Origin of the sequence: Castellaniella sp. (assembly GCF_049671645.1) — a bacterium.
In the GTDB taxonomy this organism is placed as follows: Bacteria; Pseudomonadota; Gammaproteobacteria; order Burkholderiales; family Burkholderiaceae_B; genus Castellaniella.
The window spans coordinates 1-14,075 of the sequence record NZ_JBATVG010000003.1 but is presented as its reverse complement, the minus strand read 5'-3'; the positions used below and the strand labels follow the sequence as shown (position 1 = coordinate 14,075).

Here is a 14,075-nt window from a genome sequence, read left to right as displayed (position 1 = left end):
ATGCCCCGCCCGCCTCATTCCCGCCTGTCCGGGCACCGGGCGGGACACTGACATGAAGCTGTCCCGCTTGTCCCGCCTGCCCGCGCGCTGGCAGGCGCGCGCCCTGCGCACAGGTTTCAACCTGCATCCCGCCTTCCGGGCCACCGGCGGCCGGGTGATCCAGGTCTCTCCCGACCTGCTGCATATCCGCGTGCGCCTGGCGCTGACCCGGCGCACGCGCAATCTGGTCGGCTCGATCTATGGCGGGTCGCTGTTCGCCGTCACGGACGGCGTCCACGCGGCCATGCTGATGGCCCGTCTGGGTCCCGATGTGATCGTCTGGGACAAAGCGGCCACCATCCGCTATCGCAAGCCCGCATTCTGCGCGCTGACAGCGGACTTCCGGCTGTCGGAGGCGGAGCTGCGGGATATCCGCGACGCGCTGGACCGCGATCATGAAACTGAACGCACCTACCCGGTCGAGCTGAAAGGCCCGGACGGCACCGTTCACACGGAGGTGCGACGCACCCTCTACCTGGCCGACAAGGCCTGGTACAAACAACATAAGCTGCGCGACAGCGCGGCAGGAGACGCAGCATGATGATGCACCCCGTTTCGCGGCACAGCCCGCGCATCCGCCAGTCTCATGAAGAGGGCCGCCGCCGCACGCTCTGGCGCCGCGCCAAAGGCAGCGTGGCCGTCCTGGCGGTCGCTTCCACGCTGTGGGGCGTTTCGCCCGCGCAGGCCGTGACCATCGCCAACGTGGAAGTGCCCGAACAGCAGGCCTTCGCCGGGCAAAGTCTGGTGCTCAACGGCGCCGGGCTGCGGCAACGCTTTGTCTTCCACGTCTATGTGGCCGCGCTGTACCGCCCCACCGCGACGAGCGACGCGCAGGTCATCCTGAACAGCCAGGAATCCCAGGTACTGCGGCTGACACTCTTGCGCGACATCAACAGCAAGGCCCTGACCGATGCCCTGAACGAGGGTCTGAAGGCCAATAATAGCGAGTCGGATCTGGCCGCCATGCGGGACACGATCCAGCATTTCGAGACCTTCATGAAGACCGGGGGCGAAGGCGCCTCCGGCGATCCGGTCGAGATCCGTTTCCAGGAAGGAAGGGTCTCGGTATCATTCAAGGGCAAGGCACTGGGCGAGGTCTCCGACCCGCGCTTTGCCGCCGCGCTCCTGAAAGTCTGGCTGGGGCCGGTTCCAGCGCAGGAATCCCTGAAACAGGCGCTGCTGGGCCGAAAGTCCGCCGCCAACTGATTTTTCGCAATCGCAATAAGGAAACGCATCATGGAACGCATCTGGCTGGAACATTACCCGAAAGGGGTGCCGGCTGACATCATCGACCAGGCCGCCGCGTATACGTCCCTGGCCGATCTGTTCGAACAAAGCTGCCGGCAGTACGCCCACAACACGGCGTACATCAGCATGGGCGCGTCCATGTCCTACACCCAAACCTACGAAAAAGCGCAGGCCTTCGCGGCCTGGCTGCAGTCCCAGGGGGTAGGAAAAGGCGACCGGGTCGCCCTGATGATGCCCAACCTGTTGCAATACCCCGTCTGCCTGTTCGGCACGCTGATGGCCGGCGCCGTGGTGGTCAACACCAACCCCCTGTACACCGCGCACGAGCTGCACCACCAGCTGGAGGATTCCGGGGCGACCACCGTGGTCGTGGCGGAAAACTTCGCCGGCACCCTGCAGCAGGCGCTGCCGGAGACCGCCGTCAAGCGCATCATCGTCACGTCTCTGGGCGAAATGCTGGGCTTCCCCAAGGGCCTGATCACGGATCTGGTCGTGCGCCATGTGAAAAAGCTGGTGCCCGCCTGGAAAATCCCGGGCGCCCTGCGCCTGCATCAGGTGCTGGCGGCCGGCGCTCGCCGAACCTACCAGCGCCCCACCCTGACGCACGACGATCTGGCCGCCCTGCAATATACGGGCGGCACGACCGGCGTCGCCAAAGGCGCGATGCTCAGCCACGGCAACCTGATCGCCAATGTCTGCCAGGCCCATGGCTGGATAAAGCCGTTCTGCCAGGGTGAACGCGAATGCATCGTCACCGCCTTGCCGCTCTATCATATCTTCGCCCTGACGGCGAACTGCCTGACCTTCATGAAACTGGGCGCCAGCAACCTGCTGATCGTCAATCCGCGCGATATCCCGGGTTTCGTCAAAGAACTGGGCACCGTGAAATTCACGGCCCTGACCGGGGTGAACACTCTGTTCAACGCCTTGCTGAACAACGCCGATTTCGCCAAACTGGATTTCAGCAGCCTGCACACCACGCTGGGCGGAGGCATGGCCGTCCAGGAAGCCATCGCCGCCCGCTGGCTGAAGATCACCGGAAAGCCCATCGCCCAGGCCTACGGGCTGACGGAAACATCCCCGGCCGTCACCATCAATCCGCTGGACAAGGTTGATTTCAATGGCTCGATCGGACTGCCCGTGCCGTCGACGGATGTCGCCGTGCGCACCGACAACCGCGAGATGGCCATTGGGGAATCCGGAGAAATCTGCGTCAAGGGCCCGCAGGTCACAGCCGGCTACTGGAACCGCCCGGAGGAAACCGCAAAGGTCTTCGACGCCGACGGCTGGCTGATGACCGGCGACATCGGCTACATGAACGACAAGGGCTATGTCTTCCTGCTGGACCGTAAAAAAGACATGATTCTGGTGTCCGGGTTCAACGTCTATCCGAACGAAGTCGAGGCCGCCGCCATCGAGCACCCCGGCATCCTGGAAGCCGCCGCCATCGGCGTGCCCAACGGGCCTTCCGGCGAAGTCGTCAAACTGTACGTGATCCGCAAGGATCCGACCCTGACCGAAGCCGACGTCATCGCCCATTGCCGCACTCTGCTGACGGGCTACAAGGTGCCGAAATTCGTGGAATTCCGCGACGACCTGCCGCGCAGCAACGTGGGTAAGATCCTGCGCAAGGAACTGCGCAAGCAGGAAACCGCCGGCAATCCGACCGACCGACCGGCGTGATGCCCGCCGCCTGCCGGGCGGTTGCCCGGCAGGCGATCACCGATCCACAAGGAACCTCACGCGGCTCCGAACACCAGCGGGTCGCCGCCGCGATCAAAGGCCATCAAAGAACCGACGGCGCCGTACTTGATCATCTGCGTCATGCGCTGAAAGGCCAGGTCCACGTCCTTGTTGTCGGGCAGATAGGCGGACTGGTCCGCCATGGCGGCGACGAACATCACCTGCCAGCCCTGCCCGGTCTGTTCGGATTCCCGCGCCAGCGCCGCGAAATCCGTCAGTTCGGCCGGGGTCTTGTCCACGCACAATAGCGGGGTCAGTTCGCCGCCTTCGCCCCGGGCGTGACTGGCCTTTTGCGCCGGCGTGGCATCATCGGGCACGCCGCTGGCGGCAAACACAAACAGCAGGCGCTGCGGCTCGGGCTGCAGGCGGGCGGCCTGCAACAAGTCGTCAAAACAGGTGATGTCCATGGAAAAGAGTCTCGCGGGTGAGGACAGACCCCATCCTACCCGATCCCCGCCGCGCGATGTCCCGGCGGCCCGGGACACCACGCGGCTTCTTGATGCAGATCAGCGCGTCACCAGCCGGCGGCCGCGCCATCCGGGTTGCGCGGATCCGCCGCGCCGTACATCGCCCCGTCACGAATCTGGATGGTCTGCGTCCGGCCCATCGTGGGCATGACGGCGACATGCTGGCCGTAGCTGCGCAACAGCGCCAGGGTGTCGGGGCTGAGACCCTTCTCCACCCGCAACTGATCGGGCCACCACTGGTGATGGAAGCGCGGCGTGGCGGCGGCTTCGGCCGGGTTCATCCGGAAATCAATCGCATCGACCACAGTCTCCAGGACCGTGGTGATGATGCGGGCGCCGCCCGGGCTGCCGGTCACCAGCCACGGCCGGCCGTCCTTCATGACCAGCGTCGGCGTCATCGACGACAGCGGCCGCTTGCCCGGCGCAATGGCATTGGCCTCGCCGCCGATCAGGCCGTATACATTGGCCACGCCGGGCTTGGCTGAAAAGTCGTCCATTTCGTTATTGAGCAGGATGCCGGTGCCGTCCGCCACGATGCCGCTGCCGAAATTGGTGTTCAGCGTATAGGTCACCGCCACGGCATTGCCCGCTGAATCGGCGACCGAAAAGTGCGTGGTCTGGTCGCTTTCATAGGGTTGCGGCTTGCCGGGCTTGATATCGGACGAAGGCCGCGCGCGCTTGGCATCGATGGTGGCCGCCAGCGAACGGGCATATGCTTTGGAAATCAGCCCCGCCACCGGCACCTTGATGAAATCGGTATCCCCCAGGTATTCAGACCGGTCCGCATAGGCCAGCTTCATGGCCTCGGCCATGTGCTGGATGGTCTGGGCGCTGCCGGCCCCCCAGTCTCCGATGGGCCAGCCCTCCATCATGTTCAGGATCTGCACCAGGTGGATGCCGCCGGAACTGGGCGGAGGCATCGTCACCACCCGATAGCCCCGGTACTCGCCCACGATGGGCGCGCGTTCGACCACACGGTATTGAGCCAGGTCCTGCATCGTGATCAAACCGCCGTGCCGCGCCATTTCCGCGGCGATCTTCTGGCCGATGACTCCGCGATAGAAGACTTCGGCCCCCTGGTCCGCGATCAGACGCAGGGACTGCGCCAGGTCTTTTTGCACCAGCCAGTCGCCCTGCTTCAGGGGCTGGCCGTTACGCCAGAAAACAGCCCGGGTGGCGGGCCACTGGCCCATGGTCTTGGCCGTCTTGTCCAGCGTTTCCGCCAGCGTCTGGCTGACCGCGTAACCGCGCTCGGCCAGACGGATGGCCGGCGCCATCACCTGCGCCAGGGTCAGTTTGCCCCAACGCTGCTGGGCATGGGTCAGACCCGCCACGCTGCCAGGCACCCCCACGGCCAGGTGGGTGAACAGGGAACGGCCATCGACCACCTTGCCCTGCGCATCCAGGTACATGTCGCGCGAGGCATGGCCGGGGGCCATCTCGCGGAAGTCCAGGGCGACGTCCCTGCCGTCGGCGGTATGCACCATCATGAAGCCCCCGCCGCCGAGATTGCCGGCATTGGGCAGGGCCACCGCCAGCGTGAAGCCCACGGCCACGGCGGCATCGACGGCATTGCCTCCGGCCTTCAGCATTTCCAGACCGGCCTGGCTGGCCAGCGCCTGTTCTGACACCACCATGCCGCGGCGGGCGACGACCGGATGGAAGACATCCATGTCGAAGTCGTAGGCGGCGGCAGCGGATGTCGCGGCGGCTGTGGTGGTCGGCGCGGCCGTCGGCGCCGCGGCGGCGGCATCGGGTTTTGGCGGCGCGGCGCAAGCGGCCAGCAGCGCAGCCAGCAGCACGGATGGAATCAATCGACGATAAGACAGCGTCATGGGGGCCTCCTCCGGTTATGTTCTTGCCGCTACGCTACCACGGCAGGCATCGGCCCAGAGCAAGTCCTTGACGTTTCATAACGGTCGGTAGCAGATGGCAAACAGGGCGGCTGCCGGCTGGAACGCCCGGCGCTCGAACCCCTTCATTCCTCGACGAACGCTTCGTCGCGCTTGCGGCGGATGACCGGCACGGTGATCAACAGCAGCAGCCCGGCAGCCACCAGGAGCAGGGACAAGGAAACGGGGCGCGTCAGGAAAGTGGTGAAATCGCCTCGCGACAGCAGCAACGCACGGCGGAAGTTTTCCTCCATCATCTGGCCCAGCACCAAGCCAAGCAGCAATGGCGCGGACTCGCAGCCCAGACGGGCCCACAGATAGCCGGCCGCGCCGAAGAACGCCAGAGTCCAGACGTCGAACAGGCTGTTGTCCAGGGAATAGACGCCGATCGCGCAGAACACCAGAATGGCGGGAAACAGCACGCGGTAAGGCAGCTTCAGCAACTTCACCCATACGCCGATCAAGGGCAGGTTGAGGACGACCAGCATCAGATTGCCCACCCACATCGAGACCACCAGGCCCCAGAACACGTCGGGGTGCGCAGTCATCACCCTCGGGCCGGGCTGCACGTCGTGGATGATCATGGCGCCGAGCATCAAGGCCGTCACGGCATTGCCCGGGATGCCCAGGGTGAGCAGCGGGATGAACGAGGTCTGCGCCGCCGCGTTATTGGCAGACTCGGGGCCCGCCAGCCCGGCCGGATGGCCGCGTCCGAAGCGTTCCGGTTCCCGGGCGATCTTTTTTTCCAGGGTATAGGATGCAAAGGAAGACAGCACCGCGCCGCCTCCCGGCAAAATACCCAGAATCGATCCCAGCAAGGTGCCGCGGACGCTGGCTGGCCAGGATTCCCGGAATTCCTGGCGGTTCGGATAGAGCGGTCCGACCTTGTCCGTGATCTGGACGCGGTGTTCGCGCTGCTCCAGATTGGCCATGATTTCCGCCAGACCGAAAATCCCCATGGCGACGACGGCGAAGTCCAGGCCATCCTGCAGCTTCAGAAAGCCCAGATCGAAACGCGGCATGCCGGAATTGACGTCGGTGCCGATCATCCCCAACGCCAGGCCCAGGACCGTCATGGCAACCGCCTTGATCAGGGACCCCGACGCCATGACCACGGCCGCCAGCAAGCCGAGCACCATCAAGGAGAAATATTCGGCCGGTCCGAACTTGAACGCCACCTGGGCCAGCAGCGGAGCGAACGCGGCCAGCAGCACGGTCGCCACGCACCCGGCGAAGAACGAGCCCAGGGCGGCGATGGCCAGCGCCGCGCCGGCGCGGCCGGCCCGGGCCATCTGGTAGCCATCCAGCACAGAGACCACCGAAGAGGTCTCGCCCGGCAATGCCACCAGGATGGCGGTCGTCGACCCCCCATACTGCGCCCCGTAATAAATGCCGGCCAGCATGATCAGCCCCGATTCGGGCGGCAGCACATAGGTGATCGGCAACAGCATGGCGATGGTGGGCACGGGGCCGATGCCGGGCAGCACGCCGATCAGGGTGCCCAGCAGGCAGCCCAGCAGACAGTAGCTGAGGTTCTGCAGGCTGAGCGCGACGGACAGGCCCAACGCCAGATGATCCAGCCATTCCATACCGATCCCCCGCCCTATCCCAGCAGCCCCGCAGGGAACACCAGGCCCAGCCCCTGGATGAACACCAGCCAGACGAACGCCATCATGCCAACCCCTACCAGAACGGCCACCCGCCAGTCGAAATCATGGCCGGCCATGCTGCCGATGAAGACCAGGATGAAGACCGACGACAAGACCCCCAGGATCGGCAAGGCCGCGGCAAACAGGCACACCGCGCCCAGCACGATGCCAGCCGCGCGCCAGTCCGGACGGCGGACGGACGCGCGCTGCGCGGTCGGACGGCAGGCCTGCCACGCCAGCGCCAGGCCCAGCAACACCAGGCACAGCCCCAGCAGGGCGGGGAAATACCCCGCGCCCATCCGGCTGGCCTGGCCGATGGGATAGCGCTGCGCTCCCAGCCCGAAAGCCAGGCCGGCGCAGATGAACAGGACCCCTGCCCAGAAATCCGGTTGATTGCGTATGGTCAAGCGCATCGTGTGTCCGTCATGGTCGGCGGCAGGCGGGGCGCGCCGCGCCGCGCCTCAGTTGTCAAAGCGGATGTTGTTGGCCTTGATGAGCGGCGTCCACCGTTCCAGATCGCCCTTGACCACGGCCTGCATTTCAGCCGGTGTGCTGGCCACGGGCTCTTCGTGCAGTTTCGCCAGCTGCTTGACGATCGCGGGATCCTTCAGCATCTGGACGACTTCCTGGGTGAAACGGTCTTCGGCGGCCTTGGGAGTGCCATGCGGCGCCACAAAACCCATCCACGCATCCGCTTCGATCCCGGGCATCCCCGATTCCGCCAGCGTGGGCAGCTTGGGCAGGATGGCGGACCGCTTGGCGGTGGCGACGGCCAGGGCTTGCAGCTTGCCCGAGGCGACCTGTTCCATCACGGCGGCGGCCGGCAGAATGCCCATCTGGGTTTCACCCGAAAGAATCGAGGTCACGACCTGGGCGGACGTAGAGTACGGCACGTGGACGATATCCGTCCCGCTGGTGGCCGCCAGCGCCGCCATGGCCAGGTGGGAAATACTGCCGACCCCCATCGAACCATAGTTATAGTCGCCCGGCCGGTCGCGCAGGGCCTTCAGCAGGCCATCGACGTTCTGGGCGCCCAGGGACGGCGCCACCACCAACACGCTGGGCTGTGTGGCGGCGATGGTCAGGAAATCCAGGTCCTGGGCGGGCTGATAAGGCAATTTCGGAAACAGCACGGTATTGGCTGCCAGAGGCCCGGAAATGGTGATGCCGAAGGTGTAGCCATCCGGCGCGGCCTTGGCCATGGCGGCGGTGCCGATATTGCCCCCCGCCCCCGCCTTGTTTTCCACCACCACCGGCACGCCCAGCTTGGGACCGATGTAGTCGGCGGTCATCCGCGCCATGGTATCGGGCGTTGAACCCGGGCCGAAAGGCACCAGAATCCGGACGGTCTTGGACGGCCAGGCATCCTGAGCCTGGGCGGACAAAGCGACCAGGCCCGACAAACAGACGGCGGCCGCGCCGAGCAACTTCAACAGTTTCATGCGTGTCTCCTCGTGTTTCGAAAAAAAAACCCCGCGCAAGGCGGGGTCTGGTCCACAGCGTGGAACCTGTGGCGTCGGCAATGGCGCCCGAGGCCGGGCGCCACCCGCATCATCAAATGATACGCACGGCCTCGATCAGGCGCACCGCCGTCCAGGACTTGGACTTGGAGATGGGGCGACCTTCGGCGATTTCCACAGTATCGCCCTCGTTGTACTGGTTGGCTTCGTCGTGCGCCTTGTACTTGGCAGTGCGATTGACGAATTTACCCAGAACGGGGTGCTTCACGCGGGTCTGGACGCTGACGACGATCGTCTTGTCCATCTTGTTGCTGACGACCTTGCCGACCAGCGTGCGTTGACGCTTGGCGGTGTCTTTTTGGATTTCGGCTGTCATGTTACTTTCCTGCGTTCTCAGTCACGATGGTGCGGATGCGCGCGATGTCGCGACGCACCTTGCCCAACTGGCTGGTGTTGGAAAGCTGCTGAGTGGCACGCTGCATGCGCAGGTTGAATTGTGCCTTCAGCAGGCTCTCGAGCTCGGTCTGGAGCCCGGCGGCGTCTTTTGCGCGCAGTTCACTGGCTTTCATCTATATACCCCTTAGGCGCCCACGCGACGCGACACGAAGGTCGTGCGCAGGGGCAGCTTGGCAGCGGCCAGGCGGAATGCTTCGCGTGCGACTTCTTCGGACACGCCTTCCATTTCGTACAGCACCTTGCCGGGTTGAATTTCAGCGACCCAGAATTCCGGGTTGCCCTTCCCGTTACCCATCCGGACTTCGGCGGGCTTCTGGGAAATGGGCTTGTCCGGGAAAATCCGGATCCAGATACGGCCGCCGCGCTTGATGTGGCGGTTGATGGCACGACGAGCAGCCTCGATCTGGCGGGCCGTCAGACGGCCGCGATCGGTGGCTTTCAGGCCGAACTCACCAAAAGACACGTTGGTGCCGCGCGTCGCCAGGCCGGTGTTGCGGCCTTTCTGCTCTTTGCGGTATTTCCTGCGAGAGGGTGACAACATGGTTATTCTCCTTCAGGCGCGGGAGCTGCCGAGGCAGCGTCGCGGCGCGGGCCACGGCCGCGGCCGCGGTTGTCGCCAGGACGGCCGGGGCGATCACCACGCGGAGCACGGCGCGGACGACGTTCTTCGTCGCGCGGGGCGGCGGTTTCCGGGGGCATTTCGCCATTGGGCAGCATATCGCCCTTGTAGACCCAGACCTTGACACCGATGATGCCGTAGGTGGTCTGGGCTTCGGACGTGCCGTAGTCGATGTTGGCGCGCAGCGTGTGCAGGGGCACACGGCCTTCGCGATACCATTCGGTACGGGCGATTTCGATGCCGTTCAGACGGCCCGAGGACATGATCTTGATGCCCTGGGCGCCCAGGCGCATGGCGTTCTGCATGGCGCGTTTCATCGCGCGGCGGAACATGATGCGCTTTTCGAGCTGCTGCGTGATGGAATCCGCGATCAGCTGGGCATCGGTTTCCGGCTTGCGGATTTCCTCGATGTTGACGTGCACGGGCACGCCCATCAGGCGCTGCAGGTCGGCCTTCAGCGTTTCGATGTCCTCGCCGCGACGACCGATCACCACGCCCGGACGAGCCGAGTACACGGTGATGCGGGCGTTCTTGGCCGGGCGTTCGATGATGACGCGGCCCACGGAAGCGGATTTCAGCTTCTTCTTCAGGTATTCACGCACACGAATGTCTTCGGCCAGCATGCTGCCGTAGACCTTGTCGTTGGCGTACCAGCGAGAAGTCCAGTTGTGGTTGACCGCGAGGCGGAACCCGATCGGGTGAATTTTCTGTCCCATTGCGACTCCTTAGGCCCCGACCTTGACCACGATGTGGCAGGTCTGCTTTTCGATGCGGTTGCCCCGGCCCTTGGCGCGGGCCGAGAAACGCTTCATCGACTGGGCTTTGTCGACATAGATCGTGGTGACTTTCAGTTCGTCGATGTCGGCACCGTCGTTGTGCTCGGCATTGGCGATGGCCGATTCCAGCGCCTTTTTCAGGATGCCGGCGGCCTTCTTCGGGCTGAAGGTCAGGATATTGAGCGCGTGCGCCACGGATTTGCCGCGGATCAGATCCGCCACCAGGCGGGTCTTCTGAGCGGAAATATGAACGCCGCGAATAGCTGCGGTAGTTTCCATGGCTTACCTCTTGGCCTTTTTGTCCGCCGCGTGACCCTTGAAGGTCCGCGTCAGGGCAAATTCACCGAGTTTATGACCGACCATGTTCTCGTTGATGTACACGGGAACGTGCTGGCGGCCGTTATGCACGGCAATGGTCAGCCCGATGAATTCGGGCAGGATGGTGGAACGACGCGACCAGGTCTTGATCGGCTTCTTTTCTTTGCCCCCGACGGCGGCATCGACCTTTTTGATCAGATGCGCATCGACGAACGGGCCTTTCTTGACAGAACGTGACATAGTGTTCGCCCCTTATTTGCGCTTGCGGCGCGAGACAATCATATTGTCCGTGCGCTTGTTACGACGAGTCCGATAGCCCTTGGTGGGAGTGCCCCACGGACTGACGGGTACGCGGCCTTCGCCGGTGCGGCCTTCACCACCACCGTGCGGGTGATCCACCGGGTTCATGGCCACGCCACGAACGGTCGGGCGGATGCCACGCCAGCGCACGGCGCCGGCCTTGCCGATCTGGCGCAGGCTATGGTCGCCGTTGCCGACTTCACCGATGGTGGCGCGGCAGTCGATGTGCACGCGGCGGACTTCGCCGGAACGCAGGCGAACCTGGGCGTACACGCCTTCGCGGGCCAGCAGCACGGCGGAAGCGCCGGCCGAACGGGCCATCTGGGCGCCCTTGCCCGGCTGCATTTCGATGCAGTGGATCGTGGCGCCCACGGGGATGGCGCGGATCGGCAGCGTATTGCCGGAACGGATCGGGGCTTCCAGGCCGGAGACGACCGTGGCGCCGACTTCCAGACCGCGCGGAGCGATGATGTAGCGGCGTTCGCCATCGGCGTAGCACAGCAGGGCCAGGTGGGCCGTGCGGTTCGGGTCGTATTCCAGGCGCTCGACGCGGGCGACGATGCCGTCCTTGTTGCGGCGGAAATCGACGACGCGATAGTGCTGCTTGTGACCACCGCCGCGATGACGCACGGTGATGTGGCCGTTGTTGTTGCGGCCGGAATTGCGCGATTGGCTTTCCAGCAGGGGCGCATAGCCCGGGCCCTTGTGCAGTTCAGGGTGCACGACCTTGATCATGCCCCGACGGCCGGCGGACGTGGGTTTGACTTTTACCAGCGGCATTTAGTTCACCTCCGAAAAGTCGATTTCCTGGCCGGCCTTGAGCGACACATAGGCCTTGCGTTCGTTGCGGCGACGGCCCATGAAGCGGCCGAAGCGCTTTTCCTTGCCCTTGCGGTTGGCGACCTGCACGGAATCGACTTCGACCTTGAACAGCAGTTCAACGGCGGCCTTGATCTCGGGCTTGGTGGCGTCGGCCACAACACGGAAAGCGACCTGGTTGTTCTTTTCGGCGATCATCGTGGCTTTTTCAGTGACCACGGGCGCCAGAATGACTTGCATCAGACGTTCGGCATTCATCCCAGCAACTCCTCGAGTTGGGCGATCGCCGGCTTGGTGATCAGCACTTTCTTGTAGTGGACCAGGGACAGCGGATCGGCGTAGCGCGTTTCAATCACTGCCACGTGGGGCAGGTTGCGCGTCGCGAGATAGACGTTTTCGTCCAGCGCATCGGTGATGATCAGGACGGATTCGGAAATGCCCAGATCCTTGAGCTTGGCGGCAGCCAGCTTGGTCTTGGGAGCTTCGAGCGTGAAGCTTTCCAGCACGGCCAGACGATCTTCGCGCACCAGTTGCGAGAAAATGGCGCGCAGACCTGCGCGGTACATTTTCTTGTTGACCTTGTGGCTGAAATTTTCGTCGGGCGAGTTCGGGAACGCACGACCACCCCCACGCCAGATCGGCGAGGAAGTCATCCCGGAACGGGCGCGGCCGGTGCCTTTCTGGCGCCACGGCTTCTTGGTGGAGTGCTTGACCGTTTCGCGATTCTTCTGAGCGCGGTTGCCCATGCGAGCGTTGGCCTGGTAGGCCACGACGATCTGGTGCACCAGCGCTTCGTTGAATTCGCGGCCGAAGATGTCATCGGCGCCGGCCACGGTGGCCGAGGATTGACCCTGATCGTTCAGGAGCTTGAGTTCCATGATTAGGCTCCTTTCTTGGGCGTGGCCTTGACGGCCGGACGCACGACGATGTCGGCGTTCTTGTGGCCCGGGACAGCGCCCTTGACCATCAGCAGACCGCGCTCGACATCCACGCGCACCACGTCCAGATTCTGGACGGTACGGGTCACGTCACCCAGATGACCGGACATTTTCTTGCCCGGGAAGACGCGACCAGGATCCTGGGCCTGGCCGATGGAACCCGGCACGCGGTGCGACCGCGAGTTGCCGTGCGAGGCACGCTGGGAACCGAAATGGTGGCGCTTGATCGTGCCGGCAAAGCCTTTACCGATCGTCGTGCCGGTCACGTCGACCTGTTCGCCAACCTGGAACACGGATTCCACGGACACGACGGCGCCGGCCGTGAATTCGGCGGCGCGAGTGGGGTCCAGACGGAATTCCTTCAGGATGGAGCCGGCTTCGATGCTGGCCTTGGCGTAGTGGCCAGCTTCGGCCTTGGTCACGCGGGAGGCGCGGCGGCTGCCATACGCCAGCTGAACAGCGGCGTAGCCGTCGACTTCAGGCGTCTTGACCTGGGCGACGCGGTTGTTGGACACGTCCAGCACCGTAACCGGGATGGAATCACCTTCCTCGGTAAAGATGCGGGTCATGCCGACCTTGCGCCCCACAAGCCCGAGGCGCCAGGCCGCGGGCGTAGGTGTCGAATTCGACATTGTTTTCTCCGGGGTATTGTTACCCTTAAGCTTAAATCCCGACTGCGATTGGCCGGGGCTCGGATACCGTCTTGCGACGATATGGCCGTATCGAAAACCGATACGACAACTCGCCACCTGAATAAACAGACGGCGAAGCTAAGCATTCTAACATGAAAAAACCGCCCTGCCTAGATAGACAGGACGGTCGACAGATCGGCGCCCCGCAGAGGGCGCGAACCTGGATTACTGCAGCGCGATTTCGACGTCGACGCCGGCCGGCAGATCCAGACGCATCAGGGCGTCCACGGTCTTGTCGGTCGGATCCACGATGTCCATCAGACGCTGGTGCGTGCGCATTTCGAACTGATCGCGCGAGGTCTTGTTGACGTGCGGCGAGCGCAGCACGTCGTAGCGACGGATGCGCGTGGGCAGCGGCACGGGACCACGAACCACGGCGCCAGTGCGCTTGGCCGTTTCGACGATCTCGGCGGCCGACTGATCGATCAGCTTGTAGTCAAACGCCTTCAGGCGGATGCGGATTTTCTGGCTTTTCATGGATATCCCTAAAGAACGAGTCTGGGCGGGGGCGCAGCCCCCGCCAGCGCATCAATTACTTGATGATTTTGGCGACGACGCCGGCGCCCACGGTACGACCGCCTTCGCGGATGGCGAAACGCAGGCCCTCTTCCATGGCGATCGGCGCAATCAGGTTCACCGTCATCGAGACGTTGTCACCC

The 14,075-nt window shown here is 64.2% G+C and carries 19 protein-coding genes and 1 pseudogene; 3 read left to right on the top strand and 17 right to left on the bottom strand.

What is annotated here, in order from left to right; genetic code table 11:
• Positions 1 to 52: 52 nt before the first annotated feature.
• Genes WBG56_RS00655 through WBG56_RS00645 form a run of 3 tightly spaced genes read left to right on the top strand, consistent with a single transcriptional unit; the run spans position 53 to position 2,970 of the window.
• Positions 53 to 580 (top strand): DUF4442 domain-containing protein, encoded by a 528-nt coding sequence (locus WBG56_RS00655; RefSeq protein ID WP_424264631.1) that lies wholly within the window; start codon positions 53 to 55, stop codon positions 578 to 580.
• Positions 577 to 1,245 (top strand): chalcone isomerase family protein, encoded by a 669-nt coding sequence (locus WBG56_RS00650; RefSeq protein WP_424264630.1) that lies wholly within the window; start codon positions 577 to 579, stop codon positions 1,243 to 1,245. The genes WBG56_RS00655 and WBG56_RS00650 overlap by 4 nt, the downstream gene beginning before the upstream one ends.
• Positions 1,246 to 1,275: 30 nt before the next feature.
• Positions 1,276 to 2,970, top strand: a complete 1,695-nt coding sequence (locus WBG56_RS00645) for an AMP-binding protein (protein ID WP_424264629.1) — start codon at positions 1,276 to 1,278, stop codon at positions 2,968 to 2,970.
• 56 nt (positions 2,971 to 3,026) lie between these two features.
• Here the strand turns inward: WBG56_RS00645 and WBG56_RS00640 are convergent, their stop codons facing one another.
• The 17 genes and pseudogenes from WBG56_RS00640 to WBG56_RS00560 form a co-directional block, all read right to left on the bottom strand.
• A complete protein-coding gene (locus tag WBG56_RS00640; RefSeq protein ID WP_424264628.1) occupies positions 3,027 to 3,437 on the bottom strand; it encodes a ribonucleotide reductase subunit alpha in 411 nt (136 codons plus the stop codon).
• Positions 3,438 to 3,544: 107 nt separating this feature from the next.
• The gene (ggt, locus tag WBG56_RS00635; RefSeq protein WP_424264627.1) at positions 3,545 to 5,332 is read right to left on the bottom strand and encodes a gamma-glutamyltransferase; all 1,788 of its coding nucleotides are present in this window, start codon (positions 5,330 to 5,332) and stop codon (positions 3,545 to 3,547) included.
• 143 nt (positions 5,333 to 5,475) lie between these two features.
• On the bottom strand, positions 5,476 to 6,978 hold the full coding sequence (locus WBG56_RS00630; protein WP_424264626.1) for a tripartite tricarboxylate transporter permease: 1,503 nt from the start codon (positions 6,976 to 6,978) through the stop codon (positions 5,476 to 5,478).
• 14 nt (positions 6,979 to 6,992) lie between these two features.
• Complete coding sequence (locus tag WBG56_RS00625) at positions 6,993 to 7,451, bottom strand: tripartite tricarboxylate transporter TctB family protein (RefSeq protein ID WP_424264625.1); 459 nt, start codon at positions 7,449 to 7,451, stop codon at positions 6,993 to 6,995.
• Between the two features lie 48 nt (positions 7,452 to 7,499).
• On the bottom strand, positions 7,500 to 8,480 hold the full coding sequence (locus tag WBG56_RS00620) for a Bug family tripartite tricarboxylate transporter substrate binding protein (RefSeq protein WP_424264624.1): 981 nt from the start codon (positions 8,478 to 8,480) through the stop codon (positions 7,500 to 7,502).
• A 112-nt stretch (positions 8,481 to 8,592) separates the two neighbouring features.
• Entirely contained in the window at positions 8,593 to 8,874 is a 282-nt protein-coding gene (gene rpsQ / locus WBG56_RS00615; protein WP_424264623.1) for a 30S ribosomal protein S17, read from the bottom strand.
• A gap of 1 nt (position 8,875) precedes the next feature.
• The gene (rpmC, locus tag WBG56_RS00610; RefSeq protein WP_424264622.1) at positions 8,876 to 9,067 is read right to left on the bottom strand and encodes a 50S ribosomal protein L29; all 192 of its coding nucleotides are present in this window, start codon (positions 9,065 to 9,067) and stop codon (positions 8,876 to 8,878) included.
• A gap of 11 nt (positions 9,068 to 9,078) precedes the next feature.
• Positions 9,079 to 9,495: a 50S ribosomal protein L16 gene (gene rplP, locus WBG56_RS00605; RefSeq protein ID WP_298014763.1), complete on the bottom strand. Its 417-nt coding sequence runs from the start codon at positions 9,493 to 9,495 to the stop codon at positions 9,079 to 9,081.
• 2 nt (positions 9,496 to 9,497) lie between these two features.
• Complete coding sequence (gene rpsC, locus WBG56_RS00600; RefSeq protein ID WP_424264621.1) at positions 9,498 to 10,289, bottom strand: 30S ribosomal protein S3; 792 nt, start codon at positions 10,287 to 10,289, stop codon at positions 9,498 to 9,500.
• Positions 10,290 to 10,298: 9 nt separating this feature from the next.
• Positions 10,299 to 10,628, bottom strand: a complete 330-nt coding sequence (gene rplV / locus WBG56_RS00595) for a 50S ribosomal protein L22 (RefSeq protein WP_424264620.1) — start codon at positions 10,626 to 10,628, stop codon at positions 10,299 to 10,301.
• Between the two features lie 3 nt (positions 10,629 to 10,631).
• Positions 10,632 to 10,907, bottom strand: coding sequence for a 30S ribosomal protein S19 (gene rpsS, locus WBG56_RS00590; protein ID WP_298014773.1), 276 nt, complete (start codon positions 10,905 to 10,907; stop codon positions 10,632 to 10,634).
• Positions 10,908 to 10,919: 12 nt separating this feature from the next.
• Positions 10,920 to 11,747, bottom strand: a complete 828-nt coding sequence (rplB, locus tag WBG56_RS00585; RefSeq protein ID WP_424264619.1) for a 50S ribosomal protein L2 — start codon at positions 11,745 to 11,747, stop codon at positions 10,920 to 10,922.
• Positions 11,748 to 12,044: a 50S ribosomal protein L23 gene (gene rplW, locus WBG56_RS00580; RefSeq protein ID WP_424264618.1), complete on the bottom strand. Its 297-nt coding sequence runs from the start codon at positions 12,042 to 12,044 to the stop codon at positions 11,748 to 11,750.
• Positions 12,041 to 12,664: a 50S ribosomal protein L4 gene (gene rplD / locus WBG56_RS00575; protein ID WP_322999103.1), complete on the bottom strand. Its 624-nt coding sequence runs from the start codon at positions 12,662 to 12,664 to the stop codon at positions 12,041 to 12,043. The genes rplW and rplD overlap by 4 nt, the downstream gene beginning before the upstream one ends.
• 2 nt (positions 12,665 to 12,666) lie before the next feature.
• Positions 12,667 to 13,356: a 50S ribosomal protein L3 gene (rplC, locus tag WBG56_RS00570; RefSeq protein ID WP_424264617.1), complete on the bottom strand. Its 690-nt coding sequence runs from the start codon at positions 13,354 to 13,356 to the stop codon at positions 12,667 to 12,669.
• Between the two features lie 225 nt (positions 13,357 to 13,581).
• Positions 13,582 to 13,893 (bottom strand): 30S ribosomal protein S10, encoded by a 312-nt coding sequence (rpsJ, locus tag WBG56_RS00565; protein ID WP_291771496.1) that lies wholly within the window; start codon positions 13,891 to 13,893, stop codon positions 13,582 to 13,584.
• 55 nt (positions 13,894 to 13,948) lie between these two features.
• A pseudogene (locus tag WBG56_RS00560) lies at positions 13,949 to 14,075 on the bottom strand (elongation factor Tu); the annotation flags it as partial.

Excerpts from the sequence above, each read along its gene's own strand:
- rpsQ (WP_424264623.1), bottom strand. The coding sequence starts at position 8,874 with ATGACAGCCGAAATCCAAAAAGACACCGCCAAGCGTCAACGCACGCTG.
- rpmC (WP_424264622.1), bottom strand. The coding sequence starts at position 9,067 with ATGAAAGCCAGTGAACTGCGCGCAAAAGACGCCGCCGGGCTCCAGACC.
- ggt (WP_424264627.1), bottom strand. The coding sequence starts at position 5,332 with ATGACGCTGTCTTATCGTCGATTGATTCCATCCGTGCTGCTGGCTGCG.
- WBG56_RS00645 (WP_424264629.1), top strand. The coding sequence starts at position 1,276 with ATGGAACGCATCTGGCTGGAACATTACCCGAAAGGGGTGCCGGCTGAC.
- rplD (WP_322999103.1), bottom strand. The coding sequence starts at position 12,664 with ATGGAACTCAAGCTCCTGAACGATCAGGGTCAATCCTCGGCCACCGTG.
- WBG56_RS00625 (WP_424264625.1), bottom strand. The coding sequence starts at position 7,451 with ATGCGCTTGACCATACGCAATCAACCGGATTTCTGGGCAGGGGTCCTG.
- WBG56_RS00650 (WP_424264630.1), top strand. The coding sequence starts at position 577 with ATGATGATGCACCCCGTTTCGCGGCACAGCCCGCGCATCCGCCAGTCT.
- rplC (WP_424264617.1), bottom strand. The coding sequence starts at position 13,356 with ATGTCGAATTCGACACCTACGCCCGCGGCCTGGCGCCTCGGGCTTGTG.
- WBG56_RS00655 (WP_424264631.1), top strand. The coding sequence starts at position 53 with ATGAAGCTGTCCCGCTTGTCCCGCCTGCCCGCGCGCTGGCAGGCGCGC.
- rpsJ (WP_291771496.1), bottom strand. The coding sequence starts at position 13,893 with ATGAAAAGCCAGAAAATCCGCATCCGCCTGAAGGCGTTTGACTACAAG.
- WBG56_RS00640 (WP_424264628.1), bottom strand. The coding sequence starts at position 3,437 with ATGGACATCACCTGTTTTGACGACTTGTTGCAGGCCGCCCGCCTGCAG.
- WBG56_RS00630 (WP_424264626.1), bottom strand. The coding sequence starts at position 6,978 with ATGGAATGGCTGGATCATCTGGCGTTGGGCCTGTCCGTCGCGCTCAGC.
- rplW (WP_424264618.1), bottom strand. The coding sequence starts at position 12,044 with ATGAATGCCGAACGTCTGATGCAAGTCATTCTGGCGCCCGTGGTCACT.
- rplP (WP_298014763.1), bottom strand. The coding sequence starts at position 9,495 with ATGTTGTCACCCTCTCGCAGGAAATACCGCAAAGAGCAGAAAGGCCGC.
- rplB (WP_424264619.1), bottom strand. The coding sequence starts at position 11,747 with ATGCCGCTGGTAAAAGTCAAACCCACGTCCGCCGGCCGTCGGGGCATG.
- rplV (WP_424264620.1), bottom strand. The coding sequence starts at position 10,628 with ATGGAAACTACCGCAGCTATTCGCGGCGTTCATATTTCCGCTCAGAAG.
- WBG56_RS00620 (WP_424264624.1), bottom strand. The coding sequence starts at position 8,480 with ATGAAACTGTTGAAGTTGCTCGGCGCGGCCGCCGTCTGTTTGTCGGGC.
- rpsS (WP_298014773.1), bottom strand. The coding sequence starts at position 10,907 with ATGTCACGTTCTGTCAAGAAAGGCCCGTTCGTCGATGCGCATCTGATC.
- rpsC (WP_424264621.1), bottom strand. The coding sequence starts at position 10,289 with ATGGGACAGAAAATTCACCCGATCGGGTTCCGCCTCGCGGTCAACCAC.